This window comes from Peribacillus sp. FW305-BF15 (assembly GCF_058783805.1).
Genome location: NZ_JBYSYV010000008.1, coordinates 102,406 through 119,513 on the forward strand (window position 1 = coordinate 102,406; position 17,108 = coordinate 119,513).

At 40.8% G+C, this 17,108-nt stretch carries 17 protein-coding genes; 1 reads left to right on the plus strand and 16 read right to left on the minus strand.

Annotated features, from left to right (window positions below; all coding sequences use genetic code 11):
- Positions 1-52: 52 nt before the first annotated feature.
- The 3 genes from fliE to flgB are packed head-to-tail and all read right to left on the minus strand — an operon-like array spanning position 53 to position 1,237.
- Positions 53-361 (minus strand): flagellar hook-basal body complex protein FliE, encoded by a 309-nt coding sequence (gene fliE, locus AC3WLU_RS10420; protein WP_413000493.1) that lies wholly within the window; start codon positions 359-361, stop codon positions 53-55.
- A gap of 22 nt (positions 362-383) precedes the next feature.
- Positions 384-842 (minus strand): flagellar basal body rod protein FlgC, encoded by a 459-nt coding sequence (flgC, locus tag AC3WLU_RS10425; protein ID WP_413008783.1) that lies wholly within the window; start codon positions 840-842, stop codon positions 384-386.
- Positions 842-1,237 (minus strand): flagellar basal body rod protein FlgB, encoded by a 396-nt coding sequence (gene flgB, locus AC3WLU_RS10430; protein WP_413000497.1) that lies wholly within the window; start codon positions 1,235-1,237, stop codon positions 842-844. The genes flgC and flgB overlap by 1 nt, the downstream gene beginning before the upstream one ends.
- 823 nt (positions 1,238-2,060) lie before the next feature.
- Here flgB and AC3WLU_RS10435 point away from each other — a divergent pair.
- A complete protein-coding gene (locus AC3WLU_RS10435) occupies positions 2,061-2,405 on the plus strand; it encodes a DUF6176 family protein (protein ID WP_098865178.1) in 345 nt (114 codons plus the stop codon).
- Between the two features lie 176 nt (positions 2,406-2,581).
- Here the strand turns inward: AC3WLU_RS10435 and codY are convergent, their stop codons facing one another.
- The 13 genes from codY to rnhB all read right to left on the minus strand — a co-directional run bounded on the left by codY (position 2,582) and on the right by rnhB (position 16,970).
- Positions 2,582-3,361: a GTP-sensing pleiotropic transcriptional regulator CodY gene (gene codY / locus AC3WLU_RS10440; RefSeq protein WP_057278408.1), complete on the minus strand. Its 780-nt coding sequence runs from the start codon at positions 3,359-3,361 to the stop codon at positions 2,582-2,584.
- Positions 3,362-3,468: 107 nt separating this feature from the next.
- On the minus strand, positions 3,469-4,878 hold the full coding sequence (hslU, locus tag AC3WLU_RS10445; RefSeq protein WP_048684871.1) for an ATP-dependent protease ATPase subunit HslU: 1,410 nt from the start codon (positions 4,876-4,878) through the stop codon (positions 3,469-3,471).
- A gap of 12 nt (positions 4,879-4,890) precedes the next feature.
- Positions 4,891-5,418 carry an HslVU peptidase proteolytic subunit gene (gene hslV / locus AC3WLU_RS10450; protein WP_057278409.1) on the minus strand — a complete coding sequence of 176 codons (528 nt, stop codon included), beginning with the start codon at positions 5,416-5,418 and terminating at the stop codon, positions 4,891-4,893.
- Between the two features lie 20 nt (positions 5,419-5,438).
- Positions 5,439-6,341, minus strand: coding sequence for a tyrosine recombinase XerC (gene xerC, locus AC3WLU_RS10455; RefSeq protein ID WP_413000499.1), 903 nt, complete (start codon positions 6,339-6,341; stop codon positions 5,439-5,441).
- Between the two features lie 59 nt (positions 6,342-6,400).
- The gene (gene trmFO / locus AC3WLU_RS10460) at positions 6,401-7,708 is read right to left on the minus strand and encodes an FADH(2)-oxidizing methylenetetrahydrofolate--tRNA-(uracil(54)-C(5))-methyltransferase TrmFO (protein WP_048684880.1); all 1,308 of its coding nucleotides are present in this window, start codon (positions 7,706-7,708) and stop codon (positions 6,401-6,403) included.
- Between the two features lie 401 nt (positions 7,709-8,109).
- Complete coding sequence (topA, locus tag AC3WLU_RS10465; protein WP_492597242.1) at positions 8,110-10,185, minus strand: type I DNA topoisomerase; 2,076 nt, start codon at positions 10,183-10,185, stop codon at positions 8,110-8,112.
- Positions 10,186-10,450: 265 nt separating this feature from the next.
- Complete coding sequence (gene dprA / locus AC3WLU_RS10470) at positions 10,451-11,317, minus strand: DNA-processing protein DprA (protein ID WP_063576890.1); 867 nt, start codon at positions 11,315-11,317, stop codon at positions 10,451-10,453.
- Positions 11,318-11,435: 118 nt separating this feature from the next.
- Positions 11,436-12,338 carry a succinate--CoA ligase subunit alpha gene (gene sucD, locus AC3WLU_RS10475; protein WP_057278412.1) on the minus strand — a complete coding sequence of 301 codons (903 nt, stop codon included), beginning with the start codon at positions 12,336-12,338 and terminating at the stop codon, positions 11,436-11,438.
- An 18-nt stretch (positions 12,339-12,356) separates the two neighbouring features.
- Positions 12,357-13,517: an ADP-forming succinate--CoA ligase subunit beta gene (gene sucC / locus AC3WLU_RS10480; protein ID WP_034313681.1), complete on the minus strand. Its 1,161-nt coding sequence runs from the start codon at positions 13,515-13,517 to the stop codon at positions 12,357-12,359.
- A 466-nt stretch (positions 13,518-13,983) separates the two neighbouring features.
- The gene (locus tag AC3WLU_RS10485; protein ID WP_057278413.1) at positions 13,984-14,256 is read right to left on the minus strand and encodes an EscU/YscU/HrcU family type III secretion system export apparatus switch protein; all 273 of its coding nucleotides are present in this window, start codon (positions 14,254-14,256) and stop codon (positions 13,984-13,986) included.
- Positions 14,253-14,864, minus strand: coding sequence for a hypothetical protein (locus AC3WLU_RS10490; protein WP_492597243.1), 612 nt, complete (start codon positions 14,862-14,864; stop codon positions 14,253-14,255). Before AC3WLU_RS10490 ends, AC3WLU_RS10485 begins: the two co-directional genes overlap by 4 nt.
- A 145-nt stretch (positions 14,865-15,009) precedes the next feature.
- On the minus strand, positions 15,010-16,176 hold the full coding sequence (locus AC3WLU_RS10495; RefSeq protein WP_492597244.1) for a TP0910 N-terminal domain-containing protein: 1,167 nt from the start codon (positions 16,174-16,176) through the stop codon (positions 15,010-15,012).
- 11 nt (positions 16,177-16,187) lie between these two features.
- Entirely contained in the window at positions 16,188-16,970 is a 783-nt protein-coding gene (gene rnhB / locus AC3WLU_RS10500) for a ribonuclease HII (RefSeq protein ID WP_223255880.1), read from the minus strand.
- Positions 16,971-17,108: the final 138 nt, after the last annotated feature.

Genomic DNA, 17,108 nt, shown 5'->3' on the forward strand with positions numbered 1-17,108 from the left:
TTCTTTTCCCCCTGGTCATTTTTCTCTATATTATGAGGTTAAAAAATGAATGCTATATACTCATTCTCATCATTTCCTGGTAGGCTTCCACAACCTTATTCCGAACCTCTAATGTAGCCTGCATGGTAACACTTGCTTTTTGTGAAGCTATCATCACCGAATGAAGCTCAACATCCTCTCCATTAACCAATTTGGTTGTAAGGTCATCAGATGTCACTTGTGTTTCGTTGACTTTATTCATTGATTCTTTTAATACCGACGCAAAATCCCTCTGTGCTTCGTATGGTGTATTAGTATTGCTTTGCTCTTTTTTCAGTACATGATTTGCATGGTTCACTGCCGAAAGAGAAATCCTCTCCATGACAACTTCTCCTTTCAAAATTTTATTTTCCGATTTCCAAAGCTTTCATCATCATTCCCTTTGATGCATTTAGAACTGTCACATTCGCTTCGTATGAACGTGTGACACTCATTAAATCAACCATTTCCCTTAGCGGGTCGACATTTGGCATTTCGACATAACCATCTTCATTGGCATCAGGATGGTCGGGATTGTAATCCAGTTCAAAAGGTGTTTTATCCTCTACTATTCCAGTCACCTTCACTCCATTCCCTACTTCGCTCGCTTTTCCGGATGCTGCGTTTAAGAAACTCGAAAAACCGTTTTCCTTACTTTGCAACACAACCGATTTTCTTGTGTATGGCTTCCATGTTTTCGATTCAGCGTCATATTCCGCCCTGGTCGTATCGGCATTAGCCATATTAGCAGAGATTACATCCATCCTAACCCTTTGACTCGTCAGGCTAGATCCGGTCATGTTTATACTTTGGAAGATCCCCATCACTTACCTCCTCTAATTACATTCTGCAATGATTGAAACTTACCCGAAAGCCTGTCGGTTACTGCATTATAGTAAATTTGATTGGCAGCAAGATCCGTCATTTCCTTATCAATGTCCACGCTATTTCCATTGTTGTTATATCGGACATTTTTCTGCACCACGATGTTAGAAACATGACTCCCCTCTGATTTGAAGGTAAAATGTCTTTCATCGGTACGATATGACTCGAGGGAGGATTCCAGCTCTGCCTTAAAGGACTTTGTTTTGTCGACATCTTTAGCTTTATAATTAGGCGTGTCGGAATTGGCTATGTTCTGTGAAATGACTTTTTGTTTTGCATTAGAATAATCAAGGGCATTTTCTAGTGATTGAAAAGTATTCGAAAATAATTCCACATCGATCACCTCTTTCTATAATTAACAGATAATCACTTTACCAATAAATTAACCCAGCGGATTTACGTTTTAATTTTAAAGAAACATTATAACTATGTCCATAAACAATGCATAGACTTTAGACCTATTATCGTCGAAAATTGTCACAAATTGCTCTAATTTGTCTTTTTTTCTTAGTATTATTATAGGATTATATTACGTAATCTTACATTATAATATGATATTCTACATTTTAACCAAATTTTACTTCTGTTAACTTTTATATCATATCGAAAAACCAACCCATATACCTGATACTTTAGAACTAATTTTCATATTTACTTGCAAATAATTATTTTATTTTAGTTGATTTCACCCTTTTAAATAAATGATTTATAAGAAAGAAACAGATTACAGCATTTTTTCTTTTTTGAAAAAAATTCTTTTTATCAAAGTGTTGAACCATTCGACAAATTTCCCTAATGACTGAAAACCGTTATCGATAGTCTTTTAAGAATCAAAAAGTTATCCTATCGTTCATTTACACCATTTCGACAGTTATAATAATATAATTACCCTTTATAAGAAATACTTAACTATATTTTGCTTTTAATAGAAAACATGCCCATATTCACATTTCCATTTTACCTGAATTACCTCTTTTCCCTTTCTCCCACTGCCCTTCACCGCATTTGCCTGCTTGTCCGGGACAAGTAACACATCCAAATATCAAAAAGGCTGTTTTCGTAAGGTTTGTTGTTATTTATCATACTTTTTCCTGTTTACAAAAATCTGCTAAAATATGTAATATAAAAAGAATAACTAATTAATTGGGGGGAGAAATATGAATGTAGAACTAACAAGATTCAGGGTTAAGGAAGGTAAATCGGAACGAGTAGACGAATGGTTAAAGTTTCTAAACGAAAATATGAATGATGTGCTGATAACCCTTGAAGGCGAAAAAATGTATGTTGAAACTATATTTAGAGAACATCTAAATGGTGATGAGTATCTATATTGGTACTCTGTTCAAGGTCAAGGCGGACAAGAGGTACAGGAATCAGACCACTGGATAGATAAAAAGCATTTAGAGTATTGGAAAGAGTGCATGGATGAAACATTCAAACCTATTGATTTAAAAACGGAAGTAGTTATGATTCCTGAAAATATAAGACAAAATATGAAATGACCTCTTTTATTTGAGGTCTTTTTTTGTTCATTTTGTCATTTCAACGTCGTTAAATATTTTGACAGCTGAAATAAGAATAAGCATTTGCTCCACTCGTTTTCAAGAAAGCAACAATCTATACGAAAACAGCCATCAAAAAAAAGGCAGCCCTTTTTCAAGGACTGCCTTTCTATATGTTAATTATTTTTAAGCTTCTCTAATTCAAGAAGGAATTTATCGTTCAATACCTTGATATAAGTACCTTTCATTCCAAGAGAGCGTGATTCAATGACCCCTGCACTTTCCAGTTTCCTTAGGGCATTTACGATAACGGAACGGGTGATGCCGACACGGTCCGCAATTTTTGATGCTACAAGCAGACCTTCATTACCTTTAAGTTCCTCAAAGATGTGCTCTATTGCTTCCAATTCACTGTAAGATAACGAGGAAATCGCCATTTGAACGACAGCTTTACTACGAGCTTCCTCTTCTATCTCTTCTGATTTTTCACGAAGGATTTCCATGCCGACTACAGTCGCACCATATTCAGCTAAAATTAAATCATCATCGTGAAATTTTTCTTGTAAACGGGCAAGAACCAATGTTCCTAAACGTTCTCCACCACCCATAATCGGTACGATCGTTGTTAATCCAGTTGCGAAAAGTTCCTTGTTTTCGACTGGGAAAGCAGTATATTCGCTTTCGATATCAAGGTTCGAAGAGGTTTCAGGAATATTGAACAGGTTTTTTGTGTACTCTTCAGGGAATTGTTTATCTTCCAACATTTTGTACATGCGTTCGTTTTCAATTTGCTGACTTACCGCGATGCCAAGTAATTTCCCGCGGCGGCTGACGACGAATACATTTGCTTCGATAACTTCACTTAAACTCTCAGCCATTTCCTTGAAGTTAACTGCTTTACCTGCTGCTTTTTGGAGCATTGCATTGATTTTTCTTGTTTTTGCTAATAAATTCATTTGATTTGTTCCTCCTAAAAATACCATGGTTCACAATAACTATGAAGTTGTATTTCCGTAATTTTATGTTCATTGCGTAGGCAAATCATTGCCAAAATTGTTTCTAATTAAAGGATAAACTGGCTTAAATCTTTGTTCCGGGCGATAGAACCAAGCTTACCTTCGACATATTGGGGTGTAATTGTAATCTTCTCCATCGTTATTTCCGGAGCTTCAAACGATAAGTCTTCAAGCAACCGTTCCAAAATGGTATGAAGTCTTCTTGCACCAATATTGTCTGTGTTTTGATTTACTTCGAAGGCCACTTCTGCTATCTTACGAACAGCATCGTCAGAAAATTCAATTTCTATACCTTCAGTTTCCAATAAAGCAACATATTGTTTTAACAAGGCATTATCCGGTTCATGCAGAATCCGTACAAAGTCGTCTACAGTCAGTTTGTTCAATTCTACACGAATTGGGAATCTACCTTGTAATTCCGGGATTAGGTCGGATGGCTTAGCCATATGAAAGGCCCCTGCAGCAATGAATAGGACATGATCCGTTTTAACGGAACCATATTTAGTCACTACTGTTGAACCTTCAACTATTGGCAGGATATCCCTTTGGACACCCTCTCTTGATACATCCGCTGATGAACTTCCAGATTGCTTACTCGCAATTTTGTCTATTTCATCTATGAAGATGATCCCATTTTGCTCAGCCCCGTATACTGCATCTGAAGTGACTTCATCCATATCAATCAATTTTGCCGCTTCTTCATTTGTTAATACGGTTCTCGCTTCACTTACTTTCAATTTGCGCTTCTTGCTTTTTTTCGGCATCAAGCTTCCTAAAGCGTCCTGCATGTTCATCCCCATTTGTTCCATTCCCGAACCTTGGAGCATATCAAACATCGAAGCAGCCTGTTCTTCCACTTCGACCGTTATCATTTCACTTTCCAGCTCACCATTAGCCAGCTTTTCAGCGACGATTTTTCTTTTTTCCTGCAAACTTAAATCTTCGGAATTTTCTTCCGGGTCCTGTTCGTCTTGATTGTTATTGCCTCCAAAAAAGACTTCAAGAGGATTCTTGAAATTACTCTGTTTTTTTGTTGATGGCACTAATAACTCTATTAGGCGGCGATTTGCATTTTCTTCTGCCCGTTCCTTTACGCTGGCCATCTTTTCTTCCTTCACGAGGCGGACGGAAGTCTCAACCAAATCACGAACCATGGACTCTACATCACGGCCGACATACCCGACTTCCGTAAATTTTGTTGCTTCAACTTTTACAAAAGGAGCACCTACCAATTTAGCCATTCTCCGAGCTATTTCTGTTTTCCCAACACCTGTCGGTCCAATCATTAATATATTCTTCGGAACGACTTCATCACGAAGTTGATCCGAGAGAAGGGAACGTCGGTAGCGATTCCGAAGAGCCACTGCCACTGCCCGTTTTGCCTCACGCTGCCCAACGATATACTGATCCAGTTTTTCAACGATTTGCCTCGGTGTTAAATTAGCTTTTTTTGACATTTGCGCTCCTCCTTACAACTCTTCCACGATTATATTCGTATTCGTAAATACACAAATTTCCGCTGCAATTTGTAAAGATGATTGAGCGATTTCCTTTGCCGATAATTGGTCGCTGGAAAACCGCATCAACGCCCTGCCGGCAGCCAGTGCATAATTCCCTCCCGATCCTATGGCGAGAATCCCGTCATCCGGTTCAATTACTTCCCCGGTACCAGAAACGAGCAGCAAATGGTTCTTATCCATCACGACTAGCATTGCTTCCAGCTTTCTCAAAACATTGTCACTTCTCCATTGCTTTGCCATTTCGACGGCAGCACGCTGAAGATTGCCATTATACTCTTCAAGTTTGGCTTCGAACATCTCAAATAAAGTGAATGCATCTGCAACGGAACCAGCAAAACCTGCAAGAACATTACCATTAAAGATTTTTCTCACTTTCCTCGCTGTATGCTTCATCACTACTGAATTTCCTAAAGTAACCTGCCCATCACCGGACATGGCACATTCACCTTTATGATGCACTGCAAATATCGTTGTCATAAAGTGTCCCCTTTCAACATTTAAGGCCGCGGATGTGATGCATTGTAGACTTTTTTCAATTGGTCTTTTGTAACATGCGTATACACTTGCGTTGATGAAATTTTAGAATGACCAAGCAATTCCTGAACCGTGCGAATGTCCGCCCCATTATTCAATAGGTGTGTAGCAAACGAATGCCTTAGCATGTGGGGATGAAGACTTCCTTCTGCGGCTGACTTTTTAATCAATTCATTCAATATATAGCGAACTCCCCTAGGTGTCAGAGGGTCTCCACGAAAATTAACAAATAAATAAACATGCGCCTTGGCGTCAGACGAAGTCAATTCCATCCTGGCTGTACGTATGTATAAATCTATCGCTTCCTGTGCATATCTACCAACCGGAACGTAGCGATCCTTTTTTCCTTTTCCATGGATCAGTACCGTCCCCAAGGAAAGATCGATATCCTGCAGTTTAATATCACAACATTCACTTACGCGAATGCCTGTAGCATACAATAATTCCAGTAAGGCATTGTTCCTTATTCCTATCGGTGAATCTTTCTTTAAAGAAGAAAACAACTGATCCATTTCCTTCTCATAAAGAAACCGTGGCAGTCTTTGATCCTTTTTAGGTAAAGAAGCAAGGGAAAAAGGGTTATCTTTCACATCACCTTCACGCAGTAAAAATTTATAAAGGCTCCGCAAGCAAGAAGTTTTTCTTGCAACAGTACGCTTAGAAAGTTTTTTCTCATATAAATTCGTTAAATATAACCGGACATCAAGATATTCAACGGACGTGATGTCCTCAATCCCCTGTTCATTAAGGAACAGAAAAAATTCGTGAATATCACGTTTGTAATTTTCAATGGTGTAATGTGAACTGTTCTTTTCAATTTGTAAATATTCGATGAAGGATGATAATGCCTTTTTTTGATTAATCATGGAAACACCTCGCAAAGGCTAATAAATAGTATCATACTTTAAAACAGCAGGCAAATATTTTACAAATTTTTCACAAAGTTCTGAATTGTGTCCAAAGCGCGTTTAGCATGTGTTTCGTTCCGCTCTTTTTTGGATTTGATTCTCACTTCAAGGTCTGGAAGCAATCCAAAGTTGGCATTCATCGGCTGGAAGCTCTTACCATTAGTCGACGTTATGTACCTTGCCATGCTGCCCATCGTCGTCTCCGCAGGGAAAATGATAGGCTCCAAACCTTCGACGATCCTTGCAGCATTGATACCCGCTACAAGTCCCGACGCAGCCGATTCAACATACCCTTCAACTCCAGTCATCTGACCGGCAAAGAATAAATCATCGCGATTCTTGAATTGGTACGTTGGCTTCAAAACATTAGGTGAGTTTATGAAAGTGTTTCTATGCATGACCCCATAACGTACAATTTCCGCATTTTCCAATCCAGGTATGAGCTGCAATACTTCTTTTTGCGGCCCCCATTTCAAATGTGTCTGAAAACCAACAATATTGTAAAGTGTTCCTGCCGCATCATCCTGACGCAATTGAACTACAGCAAAAGGGCGTTTTCCCGTTTTTGGATCTTCTAGGCCAACAGGCTTCAATGGACCAAATAACATCGTTTTCTTCCCACGTGATGCCATCACTTCAATCGGCATGCAGCCTTCAAAAAAGATTTCTTTTTCGAATTCTTTAAGCGGGACTGTTTCAGCAGCAATCAATGCATCATAAAAGCGGTCAAACTCTTCTTCCGTCATCGGACAGTTCAAATAAGCCGCTTCCCCTTTATCATAACGGGATTTCAAATATACTTTATCCATATTGATGCTGTCTTTTTCAAGAATTGGTGCGGCAGCATCATAAAAGTACAAGTATTCTTCATCCATGATTTGCTTTAAGCTATCAGATAGTGACTGACTTGTAAGCGGACCGGTTGCAATGACGGTAGGACCTTCCGGAATTTCCGTCACTTCTTCATTAATGACCGTCACATTTGGATGATTTTTGACCCTTTCCGTAACAAGACCGGCAAATTCATGACGATCAACAGCTAATGCACCGCCAGCCGGTACAGCACAAGCATCCGCTGCGGACATGATGACCGAATCCAGTATACGCATTTCTTCTTTTAATACACCAACTGCATTTGTTAACGTATTTGCCCGAAGTGAATTGGAACAAACAAGTTCAGCGAATTTATCGGTATGATGGGCTGGCGTTTGTTTTACAGGGCGCATTTCGTATAGATCGACTTTAATTCCTCTTTTAGCTAACTGCCACGCCGCTTCACTTCCAGCAAGCCCAGCACCGATTACACTTACTTTTGTTTCTTTCATTTTTCGAACCTCCATGTATAGATATGATAAGACAGGATCATTTATCATTAAAACTGCTTTCCAGAAGTTTCATTTTTAACGATATCTATGTATTTATACCCGAAATACTCATTCCTGCTAACGATTATTTTAAAGATATGCCATCCTTATTCACTAAAAGGGTAACGGACGCAAATAGGAATTATATCTTTAAAAGAATGTACTTGTCCACTGAATTTTACATCACATGGCCTAAATAAAAAAGTTTCAAGTGTTATCCATTTTCTTCTTGGAAGTAAATCCACATATCACCATGATATCATACTTCCCTGAACATAAAGAAACCCGGCAAATGCCGAGTCCATTTATATTTAGGGTTTATCGATAGTTCACAAGGAAAGTAAACGATTTCACGGCCTTTTCTATGCTTGGGGCATTTCTTTAAAATCACAATCCATGCACTGGACCTGGACTCCTTTTTTGAGTTTTTTCTCAACAAGTGTACCTTCACATTTTGGACAACTCCGCGGCAGCGGTTTATCCCAAGATATGAAGTCACATCCAGGGTAGGTATCACACCCGTAAAATATGCGTCGTTTTTTACTCTTCCTTTCAATGATATTTCCTTCTTTACATTTTGGGCATTTGACCCCGATTTCCTTGACGATTGGTTTGGTGTTACGGCAATCCGGGAAATTACTGCATGCCATGAACTTTCCATAACGTCCCATCTTAAAGACCATCCCATGTCCGCACTCCACGCAATCTTCACCTGCAGGTTCATCTTTGATTTCAATTTTCTCCATCTCGACTTCGGCCTTGGCCAAATGAATGGCAAATTCTTTATAAAATTCATCGATGACCTTAATCCATTCAATATTGCCTTCCTCAACGCTGTCAAATTCCTGTTCCATCTTGGCAGTGAACTCTGCATCGAGAATATCCGGGAAGAATTCGCGTATCAATTCGAGAACGATCTCACCAAGCTCTGTCGGGATGAACCGTTTATTATCCAAGGTAACATAGCCCCGTTTTTGGATCGTATCCAAGGTAGGCGCATATGTAGAAGGACGGCCTATTCCCAGTTCCTCTAGGGTCTTGACCAGACGGGCTTCAGTATATCGGGGCGGAGGCTGTGTAAAATGCTGCTTCGGCTCGATATCTTTTGAAAAGAATTGATCTCCTTTTTTCACATCCGGAAGTGCATTTTCCTTTTCTTCCACCGAGTCATCGGATCCTTCAACATATACCTTCATGAAACCCGGAAATTTAATTTTTGAACCATTTGCCCTGAAGATGACATCCCCGTTATGCAGGTCGATGCTCATCGTATCCATGACCGCCGAAGACATTTGACTGGAAACGAATCGTTCCCAAATCAATTTATAAAGACGGAATTGATCTCTGGATAAGAACTCCTTGACTACACCCGGTTCACGTAATGTGCTTGTTGGCCTGACCGCTTCATGCGCGTCCTGGGCATTAGTTTGTTTTTTCTCCTTGCGCTGCTCGACCTGAACATATTCTTTACCATAATTATTTTGAATGAACGTATGGACTTCCTCTTTGGCACTATCTGAAATACGGGTCGAATCGGTTCTCATATAAGTGATTAACCCGACTGTACCTTCCTTGCCAAGCTCGATTCCTTCATAAAGCTGCTGAGCAAGCATCATGGTTTTCTTCGCACGGAAATTCAATTTACGTGCCGCTTCCTGTTGCAGGGAAGAAGTTGTAAAAGGTGCTGCTGGATTGCGCCTTCTTTCCTTTTTAGCCACGGCTCCTATCGTAAAATCGCCGCCATTTAAAGAAGCGAGCACTTTTTTGACGTCCTCTTCGGTATTTAATTCCTTCTTCTCGCCGCCAAGGCTGAAGAAAGAACCTTCAAACTGTTCTTTCCCTTTTACAAAATCAGCCTTGATTGTCCAATATTCTTCCGGAATAAAATCTTTGATCTCCTTCTCCCGGTCAATGATCATCCGTACAGCAACCGATTGGACCCGTCCCGCGCTTAAGCCTTTTTTCACCTTTTTCCACAATAACGGGCTTATATTGTATCCGACCAAACGGTCCAAGACCCTTCTTGCCTGCTGAGCATCAACCAATTTCATATTTATTGGCCTAGGCGATTTAAATGATTCCTTGATAGCCTCTTTCGTGATCTCGTTGAATACCACGCGGCAATCCGAGTTAACGTCAACATCAAGACTGTGAGCCAAATGCCAGGCAATCGCTTCCCCTTCCCTGTCGGGGTCAGCCGCGAGATAGATTTTTTTCGCTTTTTTTGCAGCGGTTTTCAATTCTTTTAAAACCGGGCCTTTGCCGCGGATAGTTATATATTTAGGTTCATATTCATGTTCAACATCGACACCCATTTGACTTTTAGGCAAATCGCGTACATGCCCCATGGAAGCCTTTACTTTATATTTTTTTCCCAAGTAACGTTCTATTGTTTTCGCCTTTGCGGGCGATTCCACAATCACTAAGTATTCTGACATCCAATAAATCCTCCTCAAAGAGGTAATATAAATCTTCACTATTATTAATCATTCAAAAATCATTTGTCAACACCTCTTTATTTTTCAAAGCATGCTGATTCATTTATTTCTAGTTTTTTGACAAGAGGTGCCATTTGCAAAACTTATAACAGTTTTACAATATTTTCAACCTTTTTGTCTAATAATTCAACCCACCCTTCAAAAAAAGCACCTATTTTTTCAATTTTCCCGTTTGATTCTCCGTCTATCTTCTATATTATATTGTTCAAAACTCTTCCTCGATCTGCCTGGAGCTAAAAACAAGTTTGGCACCATCATAAATTAATTGATTGGTACCCAGTGATTCAGGGCTCGTAACATTACCAGGAAGCGCAAATACTTCCCTGCCGTGTTCCAAAGCAGCTTGTGCCGTAATAAGGGAACCGCTTCTTTCTTTTGCTTCCACCACGAATACGCCCTGTGATAATCCGCTGATGATTCGATTCCTAAGTGGAAACATCCATGGTTCCGCCTTCACTTCCGGCGGAGTCTCAGATATAAGCAGGCCTTTATTCATGATTTCTTCAGCAAGGGTAAAATTGGATTTCGGATATATTTGCTTAAGCCCTCCGCCTAAAACCCCGATCGTATCTCCGCCTTCCCTTAATGTGATCTTATGTGACTCTGCATCGATTCCAGCAGCCATTCCGCTTATGATCACGAACTTTTTCTGTACAAGCGGTAATAGAATCGTTTTTAAGGCCTCCAGCCCATACGAGGTTGGCTTGCGTGTTCCAACAACACCTAGGGTATTCTTCTTTGTTAAAAGCTTCTTATCACCTTTAAAATAAAGAACCCACGGAGGATCGAATATTTGCTTTAGCAAAAAAGGATACTCATCATCGAAGATCGTCAAACAATGGATTTGGCTATCTTCGTATTTTTTAAGTTTTTCAATGGAATGGAGTGAATGTAAATCTTTGAGAAAGAGGTTAAGCTTATTTGAAGGGATAGGGAGCATTTTTGCCCATTCAACGTAATTCGTCGTGAACAGGGAAGATAATGATGGGTCTTTGGACATGATTGCTTGGATTGTTTTCCATCCTGCTCCGCGGCAATGATGGAGATGGATTAACTTTTCTTTTTTATTCAATCGGAAACGCCCCTAATCGGATATTTTTAAAGGTAGGTTGATAGTGATGTACTTGGTCTCTCCCGAGGAAATTCGAGGAAATAAAGACCGACCCACAAAAAGGTCGGCCCAGCTTAAATCAATGTGTTTTACAAGGTTCGTAAATATCTTTTTCTTTTAAAACGGAAATCAATGTTTCTCCCATTACGGATGGAGTTTCGGCAACTTTAATTCCACATTCGTTCATGACGCGGATTTTCTCGTCAGCCGTCCCTTTTCCTCCCGAGATAATGGCACCAGCATGTCCCATGCGTTTACCGGCAGGAGCCGTACGGCCACCAATAAAACCAACAACTGGCTTAGTCATGTTTTCCTTCACCCAGATTGCCGCTTCTTCTTCTGCCGTTCCGCCGATTTCCCCGATCATGATCACCGCATGTGTTTCCGGATCTTCATTGAACGCTTTTAAAACATCAATGAAATCCGTTCCGTTAACGGGATCTCCACCGATACCGACAGCCGAAGATTGCCCGATGCCTGCTTGCGATAATTGGTGAACAGCTTCATATGTCAAAGTTCCAGAACGGGAAACTACGCCTACATGGCCTTTTTTGTGGATATACCCTGGCATGATACCAATCTTACACTCTTCAGGAGTAATGACACCCGGGCAGTTCGGTCCGATCAAGCGAGTTTTTTTGCCTTCCATGTAGCGCTTCACCTTGACCATATCCAGTACAGGAATATGTTCCGTGATACAAATGGCAAGATCAAGTTCCGCGTCTACGGCTTCAAGAATTGCATCGGCAGCAAATGGTGCCGGTACATAGATAACAGATGCACTCGCGCCGGTTTCAGTGACAGCTTCGGAAACTGTATTGTATACAGGTACCCCTTCCACTTCTGTTCCACCTTTACCCGGAGTGACTCCCCCTACGATTTTCGTGCCGTATTCCAACATTTGTTTTGTATGAAATAATGCTGTTGAACCAGTGATTCCCTGAACGATCACTTTCGTATCTTTATTAATATAAACGCTCATTATGTTCCCCCCTGCCTATTATCCTACAAGTGATACTATTTTTTGTGCTCCATCTGCCATTGATTCAGCAGCCGTAATATTTAAACCTGACTCTTTTAGAATCTTTTTGCCAAGGTCCACATTCGTTCCTTCAAGACGAACAACAAGAGGGACATCCAGTCCAAGCTCTTTGGCAGCAGCCACGACGCCTGTAGCGATGATGTCACATTTCATGATTCCTCCGAAGATATTAACGAAGATGCCTTTAACATTTTGATCGGAAAGGATGATTTTGAAAGCCTCTTTTACTTTTTCCTCAGTGGCGCCGCCACCAACATCAAGGAAGTTAGCCGGATCTCCCATATAATGTTTAATGATGTCCATCGTCGCCATAGCAAGCCCGGCACCATTAACCATGCATCCGATATTTCCGTCAAGCGATATGTAACTTAGGCCATGTTTTGATGCTTCAATTTCTTTCGCATCCTCTTCATCCAAATCACGGTACTCCGCGATGTCCTTATGGCGGTAAATCGCATTATCATCGAAATTCAATTTAGCATCAAGCGCCATTACATCGCCGTCGCCCGTTACCACTAATGGGTTGATTTCTGCGATTGAGCAATCCTTATCAACGAAAGCTGTATATAGGTTAATCATCAGTTTAGAAGCTTTATTTATAAGTGAAGCCGGAATATTGATATTGAATGCAATCCTCCGTGCTTGGAAACCAGTCAGGCCGACAACCGGATCGATTACTTCTTTGAATATTTTCTCTGGTGTCTTTTCGGCCACTTCCTCAATTTCCGTACCGCCTTCTTCAGAAGCCATCAATACGACACTGTCCGTAGCACGGTCAAGGACAAGCCCGATATAATACTCTTTAGTAATGTCGCAGCCTTCTTCAATAAGTAAACGCTTAACTTCCTTGCCTTCAGGTCCCGTTTGATGGGTCACCAGTGTCTTGCCAAGAATCTCTTCTGCATATGTACGTGCTTCATCAAGATTCTTCGCTACCTTGACTCCGCCGGCTTTACCGCGGCCGCCCGCATGAATTTGAGCTTTGACGACAACAACTTCCGTACCTAACTCCTTCGCTGCTTCAACTGCTTCATCAACAGTAAAGGCAACCCGGCCATTTGGAACGGATACCCCGTATTGTCGCAATATCTCTTTCCCCTGATACTCATGGATATTCATTTCCCATCCTCCTTATCTACTAAAAAACAACTTTGAAATTTAATGCGTGTTTTCTCTATCATATTACAACAAAATTCTCCCTCGTGCATAATATTCTTTCACATAATTTTTGAAATATTATTATAATATACTTCCTTACCCTTTAATGAAATAGAAAAAACCTTCTGCGCCGTTGTGTTTTTTTCTTATTAATACCATTTATTTCGGATCTGCAATTCTAGTACAAATAGAGTCATATTTCTATCAAAAAACACTTCCATGAAAGCCTTTTCAATCTTTTGATCCAAAGATATCCTCATGAAAAACTACTGTTAAAACCTGGTCTTGATTCAAAGGAAAAGCAAAAGGACAAAGCCATGGCCTTGTCCTTTAACAAATAGTTTAGTATTTTTTTAATATAATGAAAAATCGTCAGTGATTTCCCTAATATTCTACATAAACCAACAGAAACCAAATGGTTAGTCTCCTACCGATTCATGCCCTTGTCAACTTTATAAATGAATGCAAATACCTCTGCAACAGCTCCATACAATTCTTCCGGAATCGTTTGATTTATATCCAATTGACCTAAAAGTGCAGCAAGCGATTCGTCCCTTTGGACCGGTATATCGTGTTTCATGGCCTTTTCCATAATAGTTTCAGCCGTTTTCCCTTTCCCCTTGGCCAATATGACGGGCGCTTTGGATGTCTTTTGATCATACTTTAAAGCAATGGCTTCTTTTCGTTTATCTTTTATCATATTCGAATATCCACTCCACTATATGAACCCGCTTCTGAAAAAGGAATCGCTTTCCCCCTAAGGTCCCGCTCTTTTTCATATACGGGATTAACAAACGAAACTCCTGATAATCTGTAATCCATTTTCCCAAGATTCTCTCTCAGGATGCCAAGATATTGACCGGCCGCCTCTTCAAGGGTTGCACCATGCCCATTGATGACCGTCACCTTTATGATTCGGTTTTGAACCTGCATGTCGATGACCGTCTCTTCAAGGCGCCCCAATTCTAAATAAAATAGGACTCGCCAGTAATCCGGGTCTATTTTGCCTTCTTTTGTCTTCCTTCCGCTCCATTGTAACGTCAGATCCGTTTGAACAGACCCCAGATTGAGTGGAAGTGTAAGGAGTAAATTCTGAATCGGCCCGTTTTCCTGTGAAAGGATCTGTTGCGCTGTAATCCGATTCAGGATTTGTTCTGCCATCTCCTTGATAGCTGCCGGAATTTGCTCATTCAGCAATTTAAGCAGCAGCGGTTTAAGTGTCTCTAGATCATTGGGGAAATCCGCCAAATCATCTCCTGGAAGATTAATGAGTGCATGTTCCAGCTGGAGTCCAAGGATCTTGGTCATTTCTTTCAGTTGGTGTGCGACAGAAGGTCCATTGGTAAAATCGATTGATTAAAAATCAGCTGCCAATACATGTGAAAGGACCAGCTTCTCATTAATCCTAGCATATTGGGCCTCAGGAGGCTCATTAAGCGACTTAAACAGTAACTCAGCCGCTTTTACCCTTCGACTCAGCTACTTGCTCTGTGTCCATATTCAAGTAGCCTATAAGGTCATTCACTTCTATTTTTCCGCCTACCGCCTTTGTAGCTATCGCTTCGGCAAAAGCATTCTGGAGTAAATGAAAAGCAAGAGGGGTAAGTTTTTCTGCAGAAATGTTTTTTCTCTGCATCGAGTGGATATCGATCGGCAGTTTTGCCTTCTCGTGATCATGACTATTCAATATGCGGTTAATAGCCATTTCGATTTCTTCAACATGTGCAAATGCTCCGCCTTTAGCCTCGGAAAGCAGCTGCAATCCTTGGTGTAATTTATCAATCGCTGAATTTTTAGGAATACCGGACCTAACCTCAGCTCCATCCACTAAACTTTCCAGAAAGACGGATTCAGTCATTCCCTTTGGAACGAAACCCGTCTTTTGAAGCAGGGAAAATGCCCCGGATTTCATTACTGGCGTTGAATCTGAATTCAGCCAAGTGGTCACAAGTTTTTGTAAACCGATTTGTTGAAGCTGGTTCTGTTTGGCAACATGTAAAGAGTCCAATACCTCCTTTAGTTTGGAGGCAGTCCCCGTTACTGCCCCACCATCCTGCAGCTGCTGCCTGAAGCCACTGAGGAGTTTGTGAAAAGGTTCACCTTTGGACTGCGTAAATAATGCATCAAATACACCTTTTACAAAAGGCAGTTGCTGAATGAACATTGTTTTTATTACAGGCAGACCAACTTCTGCAGCATCAGCCGCTTTTAACCATTGCAAAGCGGATCGAAAAGTCTCCTTGGTTATCGGAAGGCGGTTTGCCAGCAGATATTCGGCAAGCTTGATTGCGGCCGGTTCAGGTTTTATGCCGAGGTGAGCGATCAATTGTGCAACTGTTCCCTTTAAGCCAGAAACGTTCAAATTGGGAGCATCTAAAGCTTTTAACACGACAGACCCCTCAATTGACTGCTGCACTTGAAACCAATACTTCACTCCTGTACGAAGCGGGATATCAAGAGTGGCAACCATTTTTTGATGGTCAAACTGTACCTCGGCCGTTTGGTTAAGAAAAACCTTATTTACCTTCCCGAAAAGGATTTGCCCGTTTTTCAAACTCGCAGTTCCTTTTATTTCAATGGGTGAAGCTACGGGTTGACTGCTTGCTATGGATTGCACCACCCATCCCCCCCTTATTCCTTCGTTCGTGCAGCGATTTCCTTAACTGGCGCAAAACTTCTTCTATGCCAAGGTGTAAGCCCGTGTATGTCGAGCGCTTCTAAATGTTGGCTTGTCCCGTAACCCATGTGCTTTTCAAAACCATATTCCGGATATTTTTCACCATATTCCTTCATCATCCTATCACGAGTCACCTTGGCTATTATGGATGCCGCAGAGATGCTAATGCTTCTTGCGTCACCCTTTATGAGCGAAAGCTGGGGAATCGGCACATCCAGTTCCATCGCATCGATCAACAAATGATCCGGAAGTTCTGACAGATCGTTCACTGCAGCCACCATTGCCTTTTTCGTAGCTTGATATATATTGATTTCATCAATTACTTCGCTATGTACAACACCTACACCTACGGATATCGCTTCCTTAAAAATCATCTCATAAAACTGTTCCCTTTTTGACTCCGGAATCTTTTTAGAATCATTAAGCCCTGGCAAATAAAAAGAATCAGGCAAGATGACTGCACTTGTCACAACCGGTCCTGCCAGAGGTCCTCTTCCCACTTCATCGATGCCAGCGAGAATGGAAAATCCCTGTTTCCTTAATTGCCTTTCAAACTCAGTCATTTCCGTGAAAGCATCCCTTACCTGTTGTTCTTTTTCATAAGTTCTTTGCCATTTGTTTACTAAGTCGGTTACTCCCTTCCGACCGTCCTCCCGGCATTTCTGTAAAAATAAATCTTCAGGCTCTCTTATCGTCTTTAACTTTAAGGAGATTTCCTTAATGCTCATTGCAGTTATCATCTTTTATCACCCATCATTTTAATTATCGGCAGTCTTGCTTCCTTTCTACAGTTCAAACAAAAATACGGAGCGGAAAAGAGACATCAAAAAGAAAAAATCTTTTCGACATCCAACTCCAGCTCCGTATTACAACAC